Source organism: Actinomadura rayongensis, assembly GCF_009831215.1.
Classification (GTDB): domain Bacteria; phylum Actinomycetota; class Actinomycetes; order Streptosporangiales; family Streptosporangiaceae; genus Spirillospora; species Spirillospora rayongensis.
Window position 1 is genome coordinate 259,895 of record NZ_WUTW01000003.1, and the last position, 15,324, is coordinate 275,218.

A 15,324-nucleotide genomic window follows, 5' to 3' on the forward strand; every position below is an offset into this window, starting at 1 on the left:
CCGCGCGGCGCCCCGGCGGTCAGGCGCGGCAGACGATCTCGCCGTGCGGGACGGTGAACCAGCCGTCCGGGTCGGCGGCCCACGCCTTCCAGCCCGCGTAGATCGCCTCCAGCTCGGCGCGGGTGGCGTGGCCGCGCGCGACGGCCGTCTCGGCGACGTCGGAGTGGACCATCCGCCCGCCCCACGTCTCGCTCCACCACTCGCGCTCCTGCGGCGTGGCGTAGCACCAGGACGACACGGTCGCGGTGACGTCGGCGAACCCGGCCGCGTGCGCCCAGGCGACCAGGCGGCGTCCCGCGTGCGGCTCGCCGCCGTTACCGCGCGCCACCTTCTCGTAGACGGGCCGCCAGGCGTCCATGCCCGGCGGGTTCGGGTACCAGACCATGCCGCCGAAGTCGGCCTCGCGGACGGCGACGATCCCGCCCGGCCGGCACACGCGCCGCATCTCGGCCAGCGCCCGCACCGGGTCGGCGATGTGCTGCAGCACCTGGTGGGCGTGGACGACGTCGAAGGAGTCGTCCGCGAAGTCCAGCGCGTGGACGTCGCCGACCGCGAACGCGACGTTGTCCGCGCCCTGCTCGCGGGCGTGCGCGGCGGCCCGCTCCAGGACGCCCGCCGCCGCGTCGATCCCGGTGACGCGGGCGACCCGGGCGGCGATGCCGGCGGTGATCGTGCCGGGGCCGCAGCCGACGTCCAGGACCTCCGCTCCGGGCGTCAGGTGCGGCAGCAGGTGCGGGGCGGAGTTCTCGGCGGTCCGCCACTCGTGCGAACTCAGGACGGTCGCGTGGTGGCCGTGGGTGTAGCTGGTCATGACTTCCTCCCGTGGCGTTGCCTGCTCCGCAACCCTAGACACCGTGACCACTATTTGAGAAGTGGATCTCATAATGCGAGACGTCCGAGATGTGCGACGATGGGCGCCATGGACCCCGAGGTCAACGTCAGCCGGCCGGTCTCGGCGCGCGTGTGGAACTACTGGCTCGGCGGCAAGGACCACTACGCGGTCGACCGCCGCGCGGGCGACGAGGTCGCGCGGCACGTGCCCGGCATCGCCGCCGCCGCACGCGCCGACCGGCAGTTCCTCGGCCGCGTCATGGCGCCGCTCGTCCACGAGGGCGGGATCCGGCAGTTCCTCGACGTCGGGACGGGTCTGCCCACGGCCGACAACACCCACGAGATGGCGCAGCGGCTCGCGCCCGACGCGCGGATCGTCTACGTCGACAACGACCCGCTCGTCCTGTCGCACGCCCGCGCGCTGCTGACCAGCACGCCCGAGGGCGCGACGAGCTATGTCGACGCCGACGCCCGCGACCCGGAGAAGATCCTGGAGGCCGCCGCCGCGACGCTGGACCTGGACCGTCCGGTCGCGCTGATGCTGCTCGCGATCCTGCACCTGTTCACCGACGACGCCGAGGCGGCCCGGATCGTCGGGACGCTCGTGGACGCCCTGCCGTCCGGGAGCTACCTCGTTCTCACCCACGCGTGCCTGGACGTCGACGCCACCCGCACCGCAATGCGCGTGTGGAACGGGTCGGGCACGCCGCACCCGATCCGGGCGCGCGGCGCCGACCGGATCACCGGCTACTTCGACGGGCTCGACCTGCTCGAACCGGGCGTCGTGTCGTGCTCGCGGTGGCGCCCGCTCCCGAACCGCTGGGGCCTTCCGGACGAGGTCATGACCTTCGGTGGAGTGGCCCGCAAACCCTGACCGCGCCGCTAGGGTGCCGCTGATCATCTTTTTCTCGGAGGTGCCCGTGCCGCATATCGACCTCGGCAGCGACCTGCCCGGACTCCCCGCCCTGCTCGCCTACCGGCCGGAGACGGCGGGGCCGCTGCGGGCGCTCGCCGAGGCGCTGCTGCGCGGTCCAGGTCCCCTTTCCACCGGCGAGCGGGAATTGATCGCCGCCTACGTTTCGGAACTGAACGGGTGCGGTTTCTGCGCCGGGTCCCACGGGGCGTGCGCGGCCGAGCTGCTGGCCGACGACGCCGTCCTCGGCCAGGTCACGGCCGATCTGGACGCCGCTCCGGTCACGCCCCGGCTGCGCGCGCTGCTGCGGCTGGCCGAGGCCGTCCAGCGCGGCGGGACGGCCGTGACGCCCGAACTCGTCGCCGCCGCGAAATCGGCGGGCGCGGGTGACCGGGAGATCCACGACGCGATTCTCATCGCCGCCGCGTTCTGCATGTACAACCGTTATGTGGACGGTCTCGCGACGACGGCCCCGGCCGATCCCGGCGCTTACGCGATGATGGCGCGCGGGCTCGTCACCGGCGGTTATGCCTGACGTTTTTCAGCGAGCGGAATGGCGGGTCTGGATCTCGTCCAGTTCGGCGTAGGTGGGCGGGCGGTGCGCGAGCGGGCGGCCCGACGGGGCGATTCCGGCGAGCAGGACGTCCAGGTGCCGCCGCCACGCGTCCGGGTCCACCCCGGCGGTCAGCTCGACGATGTGCCGCAGCGACCAGAACAGGACGAGCGCGTCCCCGGCCGCCAGATCGGGCCGGACGGTCCCGGCGTCCTGCGCGCGGACGAGCAGTTCCTGCACGATCGACCGGAACTCCTGCCGCTCGGCCGACGGCGTGCCCGCCCACAGCCGCCGCAGGCAGCCCCGGTGCGCGGCCTGGAGTTCGCCCATGCCGCGCAGGAGGGACTCCAGGCCGGTGCCGTCGCTCTCGTCCAGCGCCCGCCGGGCGAGGTCGAGGGCGTCCCGGACGAGCTGCGCCACCAGGAACTCGATCAGCGCCTCCTTGGTGGGGAAGCGCCGGTAGACCGTCCCCATGCCGACGCCCGCCCGCGCGGCGATGCTCTCCACGCTGGCGTCCAGGCCCTGTTCGGCGAACAGCTCCCGGGCGGCGGCGACCACCCGTTCGAGGTTGCGGGCGGCGTCGCGGCGGAGCGGACGGGCGTCTGCGGTGACCATGGGGTCAATTATCGGCCGCCGGGACGAGCGTCCCGGCCTCCCGCACGGGTTCGGGAACGGCGCGGCGGGCGCGCGGCACGAGGAGCGTGGTGGCGAGCGCGACGGCCGCCGCCCCCGCGAGGAACCAGAACCCGTGCGTGTACCCGGACTCCTTCGGCAGGCCGCCGACCGCGCCGGACGTGATGATCGACCCGGTCACGGCCGTGCCGATGGACCCGCCGATCGTGCGGATGTTGGCGTTCATGCCGCTCGCGGCGCCGGTCTGCGCGGGCGGCACGGCCGTCACGATCAGCGCGGACAGCGCGGAGAACGCGAACCCGATCCCGGCCCCGCACAGCGCGGCGACCAGGTAGATCGTCCAGCGCTCGGCGTGCACGGCGGCAAGCAGCACCATCGACGGGATCAGCAGCACCGCGCCGAGCGCGAGGACGGCGCGCGCCCCGAACCGCAGGCCGAGCCGTCCCGCCGCGAGGCCGCTGAAGAACATCGTGACCGTCATCGGCAGCAGGAACAGGCCGGACTCGGTGACGCTCGCGCCGAACCCGTAGCCGGCGGACGGCGGCGTCTGCACGAACGCGGGCAGGAACGCCATGAGCGAGTACAGGCCGAGACCGAACAGCAGGGCGACGAGGTTCGTCGTCCAGACGGCGGGCAGCCGCATCATGCGCATGTCGATGAGCGGTTCGGCCGACCGCAGCTCCACCGCGATCCAGGCGGCGGCGAGGACGACCGCGAGCGCGAGCGTCCCGAGGACGCGGCCGGACGTCCAGCCCCACCGCGAGCCCTCGCTGATCGGGACCAGCAGCGCGACCAGCCACGCCGACAGCAGCGCGGCGGCGAGCAGGTTGATCCGGCCGGGCGCGCGCACCGGCGACTCGGGGACGACCAGGTGCGTGGCGACGGCGGCGACCACGATGACGATCAGCGGGAGCCAGAACAGCCAGCGGTAGTCGAGCGTGTTGACGATCGGCCCGGCGACGACGATGCCGAGGCCGCCGCCGACGCCCATGAGCGCCGCCGCCGTCCCGATCGCGCCGGACACGCGGTCGCGCGGGAACTCGTCGCGGATGATGCCGAAGACCAGGGGCAGCACGCCGCCCCCGACGCCCTGGATCACCCGCGCCGCGATCATGACGCCGATGGACGAGGCGAGCGCCGCCAGCAGCGAGCCCGCCCCGAGCGCGAGCAGGGCGACGAGCAGCATCCGCTCCTTGCCGACGACGTCCCCGATCTTGCCGAGGACGGGCGTCGCGACGGACGCCGACAGCAGATAGGCCGTCATCACCCAGGTCACCGAACTCTGCGACGTGTGCAGGTGGTGCTGGATCGTGGGCAGGACGGGCGAGACGAGGGACTGCGACAGCGCGTAGGACATGATGCCGAGGCAGAGGACGAGGAAGGTGGCGCCGGTGCGTGGCCGCCCGGCGCCTGCGGTGTGGGTCAAAAGGGGATCCCGGGCTGGGCGGATGGGGACGTGGTCAGGCTACGTCCGAAGCGGATGTTGAGTTCCGGTTCCGGTAGGTGAGACTTCCCACCCGCCCAGTCGGGAATAACGGCGTCAGCGGGCGAGCGCGGGGACGGCCGGGGTCGGCGCCGTCCTCGCCGCGCGCGGGATGAGCAGCGCGGCGACCGCCCCGGCCAGCGAGAACGCGCCGCTGACGGCCAGCGCGGGCGCGAAGCCGTCCGCGAACGCCCGGGCGCCGCCGTACCCGCCGTGCGCGGTGAAGACGGCCGCGAGGACCGCGACGCCGAAGACGGCGGCGAGCTGGCGCAGTGTGTTGAAGACGCCGGACGCCGTCCCGATCCGCTGCGGCGCGACCGCGTTGATCACCGCGGTCTGGACGGCGGGCATCGCCATGCTGATCCCCGCGCCCGCGATGATCATGGGCGCGACCAGCGCGGGATAGGCCGCGTCCGGGTCCGCTGCCAGGCTCAGCCACACCATGCCGACGGCCTGGAGCGTCAGGCCGGCGACGGTGAGCGTCCGCGCGCCGATCCGGTTCACGAGCGCTCCGGCGACGGGCGCGACGACGGTCACCGTGCCCGTCCAGGGCATGAGCCGCAGCCCGGTGATCATCGGGCCGTCGCCCAGGCTCGTCTGGAAGAACTGCGCGACGAAGAACAGCGAGCCGTACAGCGCCGCGTACATGAGGAAGCCCGCGGCGTTCCCGGCGGAGAAGCCGCGCTCGCGCAGCAGCCGCAACGGGACCATCGGCTTCTCGGCGCGCAGCTCCCAGACGATGAACGCGGCCGTCAGCAGGGCTCCGGCGGCCAGGGCGCCGTCCACCTCGGCCGCGTCCCAGCCCGCCGAGCCGGAGCGGACCAGGCCCCAGGCCAGCCCGAGCGCGCCGCCGGTCACCAGGACGACGCCGCCGAGGTCGAAGGACGTCCCGGCGCCGCGGCTCTCCGGGACGTCCCGCAGCACCAGCGGGATCACCACCAGGCCGATCGGCACGTTGAGCCAGAAGATCCACTGCCAGGCCAGGCCCTCGGTGACGATCCCGCCGACCACCGGGCCCGCGACCACCGCCAGGCCGGTGATCCCGGCGAAGACGCCGAGCGCCTTCGCTCGCCGCTCGGGCGGAAAACCGTTGCTGAGCAGCGCCATCGCGAGCGGCATCACGAGCGCGGCGCCGCTCCCCTGCACCGCGCGGGCGGCGATCAGCCACCCCACGTCCGGCGCCAGCGCGCACGCCGCCGACGCCGCCGTGAACAGGCCGAGCCCCGCCGCGAACATCCGCCGCCGGCCGAACCGGTCGCCGAGCGCGGCGCCCGTCATCAGCAGGACGGCGAAGCTGAGGCTGTAGGCGTTGACGGTCCATTCGAGCTGTTCGACGGTCGCGGCCAGGTCCAGGCGGATCCTGGCCAGCGCGGTCGACACCGCCGTCGCGTCCAGCGCCACCATCAGCGACGCCGTCGCGGTCAGGCCGAGCAGCCTGCCGCTGGTCCTGCGAGCCATAGTCGTCTTCCCTTCATCGGCTGCCTGTACAAACCGGGCCGATGCCGGAAATTCGGCGGGCTGCGGCCGACGACTTCGCCCGCCGTCGCCGGTCGGTAGGAGGGGAGGTGCGACATGAGAACCGATTCGGACCAGGCGGCGGAGTTCGCCCGGCTGACCGACCCGTTCCGGCGCGAGCTGCTGTCCTACGGCTACCGGATGCTGGGGTCGGTCCACGACGCGGAGGACGTCGTCCAGGAGGTGTACCTGCGCGCGTGGCGGTCGTACGACCGTTTCGAGGGGCGGGCGTCGATACGGACGTGGTTGTACCGCATCGCAACGAACGCCTGCCTGAACGCGTTGGAGCACAGCAGCAGGCGGGTCATGCCGTCCGGCCTCGCGCCGCCGTCCGACGACCCGGGGCGCAGCGGCGTCCGCGCGCCCGAGGTGACCTGGCTCCGGCCGCTCGCCGACCGCCTGCTCGGGGTTGCGCCCGACGACCCGGCGTCCGTCGTGGCCGCGCGGGCGGGGCTGCGGCTCGCGCTGATCGCCGCGCTGCAGTACCTGCCCGGACGGCAGCGCGCCGTGGTCATCCTGCGCGACGTCCTCGCCTGGCCCGCCGCCGACGTCGCCGGGATGCTCGGGATGACCGCGACCGGGGTGAACAGCACGCTGCTGCGGGCCCGCGCGCGGCTGTCCCGGCTCGTCCCGGCCGACGACGAGATCACCGAACCGGCCGAACCCGCGCGCCGCGCGCTCCTCGACCGCTACGTGCGGGCGTTCGAGTCAGTGGACGTCCCCGCGCTCACCCGGCTGCTCACCGAGGACGCGTCGTGGGAGATGCCGCCGGTCGTGTCGTGGTTCAGCGGCCGGGCGTCGATCGGGCGGCTCCTGCATTCCCGGCTCTCGTCGGCCGGGCCGGGCGGGAACCGCCTCGTGCCGGTGACCGCGAACAACCAGCCCGCTTTCGCGATGTACCTGCGCAACGCGGACGGCCTCTTGCACGCCCATTCCATCCAGGTGCTGACGCTCGGTCCGTCCGGCATCACGCACGTGTCCAGCTTCATCGACGAGGCGCTGTTCGACGATTTCGCCGTGCCGCGCGTCCTGACCTAGCTCACGGCTCATCGCGCAGAACCAGCCGTTCGGCGGCCTCCACCATGAGGTCGGCGACCGTCGCGGCGGGCAGGCCGCGTCCGGAACGGAGCTGGTCGAAGAACTCGAACCCGGTGACGGCCCACAGCAGATCGGCGGCGCGGGCCGGGGTCAGGCCGGGCCGGAGCGCATCCTGCCCGGCCAGGCGCTCGGCGTGCCAGGCCAGGCCCTCGGCGCGGCCCCGGCCCATGCGCTCCACCGCGCCGCCGACGGCCCGGGGATCGAGCGCCGCCATCGAGTAGAGGACCCGCAGCACCTGCCGGTGCTCGGCGAAAAGCGGCACGGCGGCGCGGATCGAGGCGCGCAGGTCCGCGCGGGCATCGCCGCCGCCCCCGCCCGCCGGAAGCTCGAATCCGCCGCGTCCGCGCAGGTCGTCGGCGAGGGCGTCGAAAAGCCCGGCCCGCGAGCCGAACACCAGGTAGACGGTCGAGCGCGACACCCCGGCCATGCTCGCGACGCGCTCGACGGCGACCGGCTCGGCGGGCGCCTCGCACAACCGCCGGTAGAGCGCGTCCAGGACACGGCGGCGGGTCTGCTCGGCGGCGTCGGCGCGCAGCCGCTGCTCGTACTTGCGGGTGGCCATGGACCTGGATCCTAGCTTTCGCTTGACACACCGTCCAACGGAAGACAACATGTCCACTGAAAGACACTCTGTCCAACGAAAACCCACCAGGGAGCCGAATGGACCTGCAGCTGAACGGAAAACGCGCACTGGTGACCGGCAGCACCAGCGGAATAGGCCGGGCCATCGCCCTGACCCTGGCCGCCGAGGGAGCCGCGGTCATCGTCCACGGCCGCGACGCCGCACGCGCAAAGGAAACGGCCGACGCCATCACCGCGCGAGGCGGCCGGTCAGCGATCGCCCTGGGCGACCTGACGACCAACCCCGACGCCCAGCGCATCGCCGAAGCAGCCGAAACGGCCTTCGGAGGCATCGACATCCTGGTCAACAACGCCGCGTCGAACGACGGCGAGCCGACCTGGACGGCGGACGGCCCCGACCAATGGCTGGCCCTCTACAACGCGAACGTGGCATCCGCAGTCCGCCTGATCACCGCCCTGACACCGCCGATGCGAACGGCCGGCTGGGGCCGCGTCATCCAGATCGGCAGCGCCGCCCACCCCTTCCCGCTGCCGATGAAGGCGGCCTACAGCGCAACAAAGGCGGCCCTGGCCAACCTCACGGTGTCCCTCGCAAAGGAACTGACCGGCACCGGCGTAACGGCCAACACGATCAGCCCAGGCCCCACCGCCACCGAGCACTTCCACGAACTGGCCCTGAACTTCGCTCACCACCACGGCATGGGCGACGACACGACCGCCGCAACCCGCGCGCTCCTCCAAGGCCCACTGGCCAACCCGTCCGGCCGCCTGACCGAACCCCACGAAATCGCCGCCCTGACCGCCCTGGTAGCAAGCCCACTAGGCGCATCCATCAACGGCGCAAACCTGCGCATCGACGGCGCCCTAACCCCCACCGTCAACTAACCGCACCCCACCAGCCCAAGCCCCGCCCAGCGGCCAAGCCAACGCACGCCCACAGCCACAACCACATCACGCCCTACAAACTCCCGCCGTGGGCACCCCGGACCATGGGCCGCCCACCCCGATCAAGCACCGACAAGCCAAAAGATCTCCCTCTCCCAAGCGCCCCACCCCCAGTCGACCCCCGACCCCGCCACCCGCCAACGCGCCAACACACCCGACGACACGAAACCGCGAACCACAGAACACGGACTCAGCGACCCCAAAACAGCGCGGCGCACGGCGTGCGCGAACAGCGCGGCGCACGGCGTGCGCGAACAGCGCGGCGCACGGCGTGCGCGAACAGCGCGGCGCACGGCGTCGCCTTGCGACGCCTGCACGCCGCGTTGACGATCGGAGCGCCATGGCGCGCTGCACCCATGCACCCATGCGTGCGAAGCGCGCGAGTTCACGCGCGGCAGGGCTGAGCGGACGGCTACGGACCCGGCGTCCGGCACGACACGCAAGTGAGGGCGTGCGGGCGGCGACGCGGGACCTAGTTGAGGCGTCGCGGTGTGGCGACGTGTGGCGGGCCTGGCGATGGCGTCGGCTGCTCCGGGGACGCGCTGACGGGCCGAAGCGCCGTGCGGGCCACTGCTCGTCCGCCCACTACTCGGCCGCTCCACGCTTGTCCGCGTGGGCGCATGGCAGTCGTGTCAGTGCGAGGTTGTTGCGGGTCGCGGCGCGATGCGTCGCCCGGCAGATCGTTCGGCACGTCGTGCGATACGCGGGGCTCGTTGCGCGCGCTGGGCTTGGGGCCGCGGGTACGCAGAAGTCTTGGGCGACGGTGGGTGGAAGTGCGTCGGCGGTTTGGGGTCGCCGGTTTTCGCGTGGGGCGTGCACGGAGCAGTGACGTGACGGTGAGGTAATTGTTACCTAGTCGTCATGCGAATGTCGGAATAGCGGGGAGAGTTCGCGGGTGCGCGGATGGACGGTGTTTATGTCTGAGTCGTGTGAATGGCGGGGATGTGTCGGGGGCGGGAAGGTTCGGGGGTGCCCGTGGTGCTGGGCCACGGGCACCGGGGCGTCAGGCCGCCAGGGCCACCCGGCGGCGGTGGGCGGTGTAGCCGGGCGGCGTGATCAGCGCTTCCACCACCGACAGCGGGCTCGGCAGGAGGGCCGGGCCGGTGGACGGGGCGGTCTCGGTGTAGCCGTTCAGCGACAGGCCGGACAGTTCGCCGAGCCACGGCTCGACGAGCGTGCGTTCGGCGGGTCCGTGAAATCGCGGGTGGGTCAGATGGAACGTCGTCTCGTTCACTGGCTACCCCTTCCTCCGACACGGGTCGTACCCGGTACCACGCCAGGAAAAAGCTCTCCGAGCCGGTTCCTATTCCGTGGCCTTCGTCTCACCTGCAACTCACGTTATGTCCTGCCACTGACATTTCGGCGCCCCGGAGACCGACGGTGCGCAGATCATGGCGGGGCGTGGCCGGACGGCCCTGCGGCGCGCTCCCCGAGCAGGATTTCCGGCGGTGCGCCGTCGGCGGCGTCGCCGACGCCCCCGCCAACACCCCCGCCGATGCTGTTACCGACGCCGTTGCGGGCGCCGTTGCCCCCGCCGACGCCGTTGCGCGCTGTTGCCGTTACCGACGCCGTTGCCGACGCCCCCGCCGACACCCCCGCCGACGCCCTTGCCGACGCCGTTGCCGTTGCGGGCGCCGTTGCCGACGCCGTTGCGGGCGCTGTTCCCGACGCCGTTGCGGGCGCTGTTACTGACGCCCGTTGCGGGTGGCGGACGGCTCTCCGGTGCGTTCCCCCCGGGACGGGTTTTACGGTGGTGCGTTGGAGCGGGCGGCGGTGGGTGTGCGTTCGGGGGCTGTCGGGGCGGCGAGCGGGTCGCGGGGGCTGTCGGGCGCTTGCGGTGAGAATGGCGGATCGGTCGCGCGGTGCTCAACGGATTTTCGGGCGCGCCACCGGTCGAGCAGCGGTTCGAGGACGTCCGTCAGCGGCACGGCCAGGCCCGCGTACAGGACGAAGGCCAGGAACAGCAGCGCGGCGGGCACGAAGATGAGGTCCATGAGTCAAGGGTGCGCGCACGGCCTCCCGGACCACATCAACCCGCCGTCTACAGTTCGGCCCCGCGAGGTCATACGAACGGTTGATCCGGTGGTGCGCCGCAGGTCGTAGCCTCAGGAGGCGTGACGGAACAGCGCGGGACGCTCGAACGCGTCCACTCGGCGGGCGGCTGCCTGTTGCGCCTGGTGGGCTGGGGTGCGACGGCCCTCGCCGTGCTCGCCTCGCTCCTCCTGCGCGAGGTCTCCCCCGTCCACCTCGCGATGGACGCCGTGGCGGTGGCGGCGGCGGTCGGCGCGCTTATGTGGCGGAACGTCCTGCGCTGGGCGGCCGGGGTCGCGGCGGCGTCGATCGCGGTGACGCTGCTGGTCGCCGCGCAGAACGCCGCGCAGTTCGGCGTGACGGTGCCGGTGGAGGTGTTCTGGCTGCTCGTGCTCGTCGTCCGGGTCGTCTGGAAGGCGCCGCAGCCCCGGCTGCCCGCGCTGGCGGCGCTGACCGGCGGCGCGGTGGTGTTCTGCGCCGGCCGGAGCCCGGACGCGGCGGTCCTGCCGGTCGCCGTCGCGCCGCTCGGCGTGCTGGTCGCCGTCGCGGTCGGCGCGGGGCTCTACCTGCGCGCGCTGGACGCCCGCCGGGTCCGCGCGCTCGCCGGCGCCCGCCGGGACGAGCGCCTGGAGCTGGCGAGGGACCTGCACGATTTCGTCGCGCACCACGTCACGGGCATCGTCGTCCAGGCGCAGGCGGCCCGGTTCGCGGCCGGGTCCCAGGCCGCGCAGAGCCCCGAGCAGCTCGACCGGATGCTCGCCTCGATCGAGAAGGCGGGCGGGGAGGCGCTGGCGTCGATGCGGCGCATGGTCGGGCTGCTGCGCGACGCGTCCGACGATCCCGCCGGGCTGCGGCCGGTCGGCGGGCTGGACCAGATCGCCGACCTGGTCGGACGCTGGACGGGCCCGAGGGCGTTCCTCACCATCGACCGAAACGTCGGCGCGCCGCCGCCGGAGGTCGCGACGACGCTGCACCGCATCGTCCAGGAAGCGCTGACGAACGTCCGCAAGCACGCGGCGGACGCCACGGCCGTGCGGATCGCGATCACCAGGAGCGGCCCGGACGCCGTCGCGATCGAGGTCGCCGACGACGGCCAGGGCCGCGGGCGGCTGCTGCCGTCCGGCGGGTTCGGCCTGGCCGGGCTCGACGAGCGGGTCGCGTCCCTCGGCGGCCGATTGTGGGCGGGGCCGGGTCCGCACGGCGGGTGGCGGGTGGCCGCCGTCCTGCCCATAAGGGATGTCCTGCGAGAATCGTCCGCGTGACGATCCGGGTGCTCATCGCCGACGACCAGGAGATGGTGCGGGCCGGGTTCCGCATGATCATCGACTCGCAGCCGGAGATGACCGTGGTCGGCGACGCGGCGGACGGCGTCCGCGCGGTCGAGCTGGCCCGCGAGCTGCGTCCCGACGTGTGCCTGTTCGACATCCGCATGCCGCGCATGGACGGCCTGGAGGCCACCCGCCTGCTCGCCGGCCCGGGCGTCCCCGACCCGCTGCGGATCGTGATCGTCACGACGTTCGACATGGACGAGTACGTCTACGGCGCGCTGCGCGGCGGCGCGGCGGGCTTCCTGCTCAAGGACAGCGGCCCGGCGCTGCTGGTGGAGGCGGTGCGGGCGGCGGCCGAGGGCGCGGCGCTGGTGTCCCCGTCGATCACCGTGCGGCTGCTGGCACGGCTCGCGACGCCGCCCGCCGTGCCCCGGACGCCGCGCGAGCGCCCGACCGACCGGGAGCTGGACGTGGTGCGGCTCGTCGCGCGCGGCCGGACGAACGAGGAGATCGCGGCCGAGCTGTTCGTGTCGCCGTCCACGGTCAAGACGCACCTCGGGAGCGTCCAGCGCAAGCTCGCGGCGCGCAACCGCGTGGAGGTCGCGGCGTGGGCGTGGGAGTCCGGGCTGGTGGGGCGCTAGGTGGCGCCCGAGTCGCTGGCGGGCTTCCCGACGCCGGTGGTCGTGCTGTGGATCGTCGCGGCGACGGGGTGGGGCGCGGTCCTCGCGGGGCTTCACGCGGGCCTGCCCGAGGGGACGCGCGGCCCGGCGGTTTTCGCGCACGTCCTGACCGCTCCGACGGCGCTGCTGGTGCCGTCCCTGGTCGGGTACGGCGCGCTGCCACTGACGGTCGGGGTCGCGGCGGTGTGGTGGTCGCTGACGCTGACGACGGGTTTCCGGCCGCGGCGGCTGGTGGCGACGGGCGGGTGGGGCCGGCTCGCGTTGTTCCTGGTCGTCGCGGCGCTGGGCATGACCGCCGGGACGCATCTGATCCTCTGACCCGCTTAATCGGACGATGTCCGGTCATGCGTTACGTAGGATCGGGATACGTGCGGGCAAAAGCGCCAGGGAGGTGGGGTCATGCCGTGTGCGCTCTGCGGCGACATCATCCCCCGCGAAGTCGTGCGCTGCCCGCACTGCGGCGCCTGGGCCCGGCGGCGGGACTTCCGCGCGGTCGGCGTCGCGGTGTTCCTCCTGCTCGGGTTCAACGCGTTCATCGCGCTCGGCTCGGGGATCAGTCTGCTGCGCGCGGGCGGCCCGCTGCGCGGCGAGACCCACGACACCTATGACCCGGTGAACACCGGGAAGGTCCTCGCGCCGTACGCGGACGTGTTCGTGGTCTGCGCCGTCCTCGCTGGCATGACCGGCCTGCTGTACCTCGGCTGGCTGTGGCGCGCGCACCGGCAGTCGCCCGGGCCGCACCGCCACCACCGCGCCTGGGTGGTGTTCGGGTGGATATGCCCGGTCGTGAACCTGTGGGTGCCGCCGCGCGTGGTGTACGACGTGTGGGTCAACAGCGGCCGGTACCGGACGACGGAACGCCAGGTCGCGGGCGCGGTCGTCGCGGGCTGGTGGACGTTCCTGCTGTCCGGCGCGCTGCTGGCCCGCCTGTTCGCGGTGGCGGACGTCGAGACGCTCGCCGACGCCCGGTTCGACGTCCACCTCGGCGTCGCGGCGGCGGCGTGCCAGGCGCTCGCCGCCGCGTTCTGCATGGTCACGGTCTTCCAGATCACCCGCCTGCAACTGCTGCGCGGCGACTAGCCGGTGCTTCAAGGTCCCCCGCCGCCCGGCGGCTCGTTCAGCGATCTTCGACCGCGAGGCACGCCCTAGTCCCAGACGGCCGTGAGCGTCCACGCGCCGCCGGACGGCTCGTGCCGCAGCTCGTACACCGCGAGCCCCTCCCCGGCGGACGCCTCGACCCGCCAGTAGTCCAGCCGGACCTCGTCGGCGGGCGGATCCCGCCACCAGTCCGGTGTGAGGACCCAGTGCTCCAGCACCCGCCGCACCGTGCGGGCGCGGCCCTGCCAGACGAACTCCGACGGCTCCCCGCCGCTCGTCGCGACCGCCACCGGATCGGCGAACACGCGCGTCATCCACTCCCCCCGTCCCTGTCGTGTCATCGCCGCACGGGGGAAGTCATGCGGAACGCTCGAACATGTGTTCGGCAGGCCGAGTCTAGGGAACGCCGCCACGGGGGAGCAAGGCGGGGTCGGACGAAACATCAGGTCAGAAGGTGTGCGATGGCCTCCGCGGCATGATCGACGGCGGTCACGTCGGCGTAGCCCCCGCCCGTCCACAGGTACGACCAGCCCGCCCCGGTGGGCATCGCGACGATCATCACCTGCTGCCCCGAGCGCGGTCCGGTGACCGCGAGGACCGACTCCCCCGGCCCCGCCAGGCGCCAGTGCAGCCCGCGCGCACCGACCGCGCGGGCGAGCAGCGCGAGATGACGCCGGCGCATCTGCGCCGGTTCTTGGGCACGGGCTACGGACACCGTGATCAGCCGCCTCGGGGTGAAGGTTCGCCGCCGGTCGCCCGGCGACGAGGGGGTGGCGCGCCCCGCGCCGCCCGGCGGTCCGGGCCGCGCGGGGCTCAGTCGGCTCATTCTTGCCCCCGCGTAACGTGGCGGTCACGGAACAGAGGGTCACGAGATGCTTACGCGGGAGGTCGGCGGGGGCGGCCTTGAGCCCGGCGTGATAGACCCACTAAGAAAAAGCGAGCACCGCGCGAAGGAGCCCTCGATGACCGCCGCCCCCGGTCCCGGTCAGCCCGATCCCGAGGCCGCCGGCGCCGTCCCCGCCGCCGGGCTGCGCGAGCGCAAGAAGCAGCGCACCCGGCTCGCGCTCATCGACGCCGCGCTCGACCTGTTCCTGCGCAAGGGCTACGAGGAGACGACGATCGACGAGATCGTCGCGGCCGTCGAGGTGTCCCAGCGGACGTTCTTCCGTTACTTCGCCACCAAGGAGGACGTCGTCACCGCGTTCCTGGCCGACTTCGACCAGGTGCTGATCACCGCCGTCCGGGCCCGGCCCTCCGCCGAGCGGCCGTTCACCGCGCTGGTCGAGGCGATGCGCGCGATGCTGCGCGCGGTGGCCGAGACCGGCCCGGACGAGACGGGCCGCTTCCGCCGCGTCCAGCAGGTCGTGGAGGCCAACCCGTCGCTCATGGCCGCGCAGATGGCCCGGTTCCACGAGACCGAGGAGACGCTGGCGCGGGTCGTCGCCGAGCGCGAGGGCGTCGACCCCGGGGACCCGCGGGCCGCGCTGATCGTCGCGTTCCACTCGGCGGCGATCCGGGTGGCGTTCGACCAGTGCGCGCGGCTGGACGTGTGGGACCCCGCTGCCATCGCCCGCCGCATGACCGACCTCGCCGCCGTCGCCCGCGAGACCATGCGCGACTGGACCTGAATTCCGATTCCTCCCGGCGCGTGCGGGACGGCTATGGTTTCCCCACAGCTCCCCGAGAACCCCTCC

Annotated in this window: 18 protein-coding genes; 9 read left to right on the plus strand and 9 right to left on the minus strand. The window is 73.3% G+C overall.

Annotated elements, in window-relative coordinates; all coding sequences use genetic code 11:
• Positions 1–19 precede the first annotated feature (19 nt).
• Positions 20–811: a class I SAM-dependent methyltransferase gene (locus GQ466_RS18070; RefSeq protein ID WP_161104139.1), complete on the minus strand. Its 792-nt coding sequence runs from the start codon at positions 809–811 to the stop codon at positions 20–22.
• A 108-nt stretch (positions 812–919) separates the two neighbouring features.
• Between GQ466_RS18070 and GQ466_RS18075 the strand changes: the two genes are divergently transcribed.
• Together GQ466_RS18075 and GQ466_RS18080 are read left to right on the plus strand one after the other, a co-directional pair.
• Positions 920–1,705 carry an SAM-dependent methyltransferase gene (locus tag GQ466_RS18075; RefSeq protein ID WP_202420717.1) on the plus strand — a complete coding sequence of 262 codons (786 nt, stop codon included), beginning with the start codon at positions 920–922 and terminating at the stop codon, positions 1,703–1,705.
• A 46-nt stretch (positions 1,706–1,751) separates the two neighbouring features.
• Complete coding sequence (locus GQ466_RS18080) at positions 1,752–2,279, plus strand: peroxidase-related enzyme (RefSeq protein WP_161104141.1); 528 nt, start codon at positions 1,752–1,754, stop codon at positions 2,277–2,279.
• A 6-nt stretch (positions 2,280–2,285) separates the two neighbouring features.
• Here the strand turns inward: GQ466_RS18080 and GQ466_RS18085 are convergent, their stop codons facing one another.
• The 3 genes from GQ466_RS18085 to GQ466_RS18095 form a co-directional block, all read right to left on the minus strand.
• The gene (locus tag GQ466_RS18085; RefSeq protein ID WP_161104142.1) at positions 2,286–2,912 is read right to left on the minus strand and encodes a TetR/AcrR family transcriptional regulator; all 627 of its coding nucleotides are present in this window, start codon (positions 2,910–2,912) and stop codon (positions 2,286–2,288) included.
• A 4-nt stretch (positions 2,913–2,916) separates the two neighbouring features.
• A complete protein-coding gene (locus tag GQ466_RS18090) occupies positions 2,917–4,356 on the minus strand; it encodes an MFS transporter (RefSeq protein ID WP_202420718.1) in 1,440 nt (479 codons plus the stop codon).
• A 114-nt stretch (positions 4,357–4,470) separates the two neighbouring features.
• The gene (locus GQ466_RS18095) at positions 4,471–5,871 is read right to left on the minus strand and encodes an MFS transporter (RefSeq protein ID WP_161104143.1); all 1,401 of its coding nucleotides are present in this window, start codon (positions 5,869–5,871) and stop codon (positions 4,471–4,473) included.
• A gap of 114 nt (positions 5,872–5,985) precedes the next feature.
• Between GQ466_RS18095 and GQ466_RS18100 the strand changes: the two genes are divergently transcribed.
• A complete protein-coding gene (locus GQ466_RS18100; RefSeq protein ID WP_161104144.1) occupies positions 5,986–6,966 on the plus strand; it encodes a sigma-70 family RNA polymerase sigma factor in 981 nt (326 codons plus the stop codon).
• 1 nt (position 6,967) lies between these two features.
• Here GQ466_RS18100 and GQ466_RS18105 read toward each other — a convergent pair whose 3' ends face one another.
• Positions 6,968–7,588, minus strand: coding sequence for a TetR/AcrR family transcriptional regulator (locus GQ466_RS18105; RefSeq protein ID WP_161104145.1), 621 nt, complete (start codon positions 7,586–7,588; stop codon positions 6,968–6,970).
• 98 nt (positions 7,589–7,686) lie between these two features.
• On the opposite strand from GQ466_RS18105, the gene GQ466_RS18110 reads away from it, so the two are divergent.
• Complete coding sequence (locus GQ466_RS18110; protein WP_161104146.1) at positions 7,687–8,493, plus strand: SDR family NAD(P)-dependent oxidoreductase; 807 nt, start codon at positions 7,687–7,689, stop codon at positions 8,491–8,493.
• Between the two features lie 1,063 nt (positions 8,494–9,556).
• Here GQ466_RS18110 and GQ466_RS18115 read toward each other — a convergent pair.
• Together GQ466_RS18115 and GQ466_RS18120 are read right to left on the minus strand one after the other, a co-directional pair.
• Entirely contained in the window at positions 9,557–9,787 is a 231-nt protein-coding gene (locus GQ466_RS18115; RefSeq protein ID WP_161104147.1) for a hypothetical protein, read from the minus strand.
• A gap of 511 nt (positions 9,788–10,298) precedes the next feature.
• Positions 10,299–10,547 carry a hypothetical protein gene (locus GQ466_RS18120; protein ID WP_161104148.1) on the minus strand — a complete coding sequence of 83 codons (249 nt, stop codon included), beginning with the start codon at positions 10,545–10,547 and terminating at the stop codon, positions 10,299–10,301.
• Positions 10,548–10,667: 120 nt separating this feature from the next.
• On the opposite strand from GQ466_RS18120, the gene GQ466_RS18125 reads away from it, so the two are divergent.
• The 4 genes from GQ466_RS18125 (at position 10,668) to GQ466_RS18140 (ending at position 13,612) form a co-directional block, all read left to right on the plus strand.
• Complete coding sequence (locus GQ466_RS18125; protein ID WP_161104149.1) at positions 10,668–11,846, plus strand: histidine kinase; 1,179 nt, start codon at positions 10,668–10,670, stop codon at positions 11,844–11,846.
• Positions 11,843–12,493, plus strand: coding sequence for a response regulator (locus GQ466_RS18130; RefSeq protein WP_161104150.1), 651 nt, complete (start codon positions 11,843–11,845; stop codon positions 12,491–12,493). The genes GQ466_RS18125 and GQ466_RS18130 overlap by 4 nt, the downstream gene beginning before the upstream one ends.
• Positions 12,494–12,850 (plus strand): hypothetical protein, encoded by a 357-nt coding sequence (locus tag GQ466_RS18135; RefSeq protein WP_161104151.1) that lies wholly within the window; start codon positions 12,494–12,496, stop codon positions 12,848–12,850.
• 81 nt (positions 12,851–12,931) lie between these two features.
• The gene (locus GQ466_RS18140) at positions 12,932–13,612 is read left to right on the plus strand and encodes a DUF4328 domain-containing protein (protein WP_161104152.1); all 681 of its coding nucleotides are present in this window, start codon (positions 12,932–12,934) and stop codon (positions 13,610–13,612) included.
• A gap of 65 nt (positions 13,613–13,677) precedes the next feature.
• Here GQ466_RS18140 and GQ466_RS18145 read toward each other — a convergent pair whose 3' ends face one another.
• Positions 13,678–13,944, minus strand: coding sequence for a DUF6504 family protein (locus tag GQ466_RS18145; RefSeq protein ID WP_161104153.1), 267 nt, complete (start codon positions 13,942–13,944; stop codon positions 13,678–13,680).
• A gap of 128 nt (positions 13,945–14,072) precedes the next feature.
• On the minus strand, positions 14,073–14,312 hold the full coding sequence (locus GQ466_RS18150) for a hypothetical protein (RefSeq protein WP_103562473.1): 240 nt from the start codon (positions 14,310–14,312) through the stop codon (positions 14,073–14,075).
• 280 nt (positions 14,313–14,592) lie between these two features.
• Here GQ466_RS18150 and GQ466_RS18155 point away from each other — a divergent pair, with 280 nt between their 5' ends.
• Positions 14,593–15,258 carry a TetR family transcriptional regulator gene (locus GQ466_RS18155; RefSeq protein WP_161104154.1) on the plus strand — a complete coding sequence of 222 codons (666 nt, stop codon included), beginning with the start codon at positions 14,593–14,595 and terminating at the stop codon, positions 15,256–15,258.
• Positions 15,259–15,324: the final 66 nt, after the last annotated feature.

What these genes read in the sequence shown, in the direction of transcription:
- GQ466_RS18070 (WP_161104139.1), bottom strand. Translation starts at nt 811, where the DNA reads ATGACCAGCTACACCCACGGCCACCACGCGACCGTCCTGAGTTCGCAC.
- GQ466_RS18075 (WP_202420717.1), top strand. Translation starts at nt 920, where the DNA reads ATGGACCCCGAGGTCAACGTCAGCCGGCCGGTCTCGGCGCGCGTGTGG.
- GQ466_RS18085 (WP_161104142.1), bottom strand. Translation starts at nt 2,912, where the DNA reads ATGGTCACCGCAGACGCCCGTCCGCTCCGCCGCGACGCCGCCCGCAAC.
- GQ466_RS18095 (WP_161104143.1), bottom strand. Translation starts at nt 5,871, where the DNA reads ATGGCTCGCAGGACCAGCGGCAGGCTGCTCGGCCTGACCGCGACGGCG.
- GQ466_RS18100 (WP_161104144.1), top strand. Translation starts at nt 5,986, where the DNA reads ATGAGAACCGATTCGGACCAGGCGGCGGAGTTCGCCCGGCTGACCGAC.
- GQ466_RS18105 (WP_161104145.1), bottom strand. Translation starts at nt 7,588, where the DNA reads ATGGCCACCCGCAAGTACGAGCAGCGGCTGCGCGCCGACGCCGCCGAG.
- GQ466_RS18110 (WP_161104146.1), top strand. Translation starts at nt 7,687, where the DNA reads ATGGACCTGCAGCTGAACGGAAAACGCGCACTGGTGACCGGCAGCACC.
- GQ466_RS18120 (WP_161104148.1), bottom strand. Translation starts at nt 10,547, where the DNA reads ATGGACCTCATCTTCGTGCCCGCCGCGCTGCTGTTCCTGGCCTTCGTC.
- GQ466_RS18140 (WP_161104152.1), top strand. Translation starts at nt 12,932, where the DNA reads ATGCCGTGTGCGCTCTGCGGCGACATCATCCCCCGCGAAGTCGTGCGC.
- GQ466_RS18145 (WP_161104153.1), bottom strand. Translation starts at nt 13,944, where the DNA reads ATGACGCGCGTGTTCGCCGATCCGGTGGCGGTCGCGACGAGCGGCGGG.
- GQ466_RS18150 (WP_103562473.1), bottom strand. Translation starts at nt 14,312, where the DNA reads ATGCGCCGGCGTCATCTCGCGCTGCTCGCCCGCGCGGTCGGTGCGCGC.
- GQ466_RS18155 (WP_161104154.1), top strand. Translation starts at nt 14,593, where the DNA reads ATGACCGCCGCCCCCGGTCCCGGTCAGCCCGATCCCGAGGCCGCCGGC.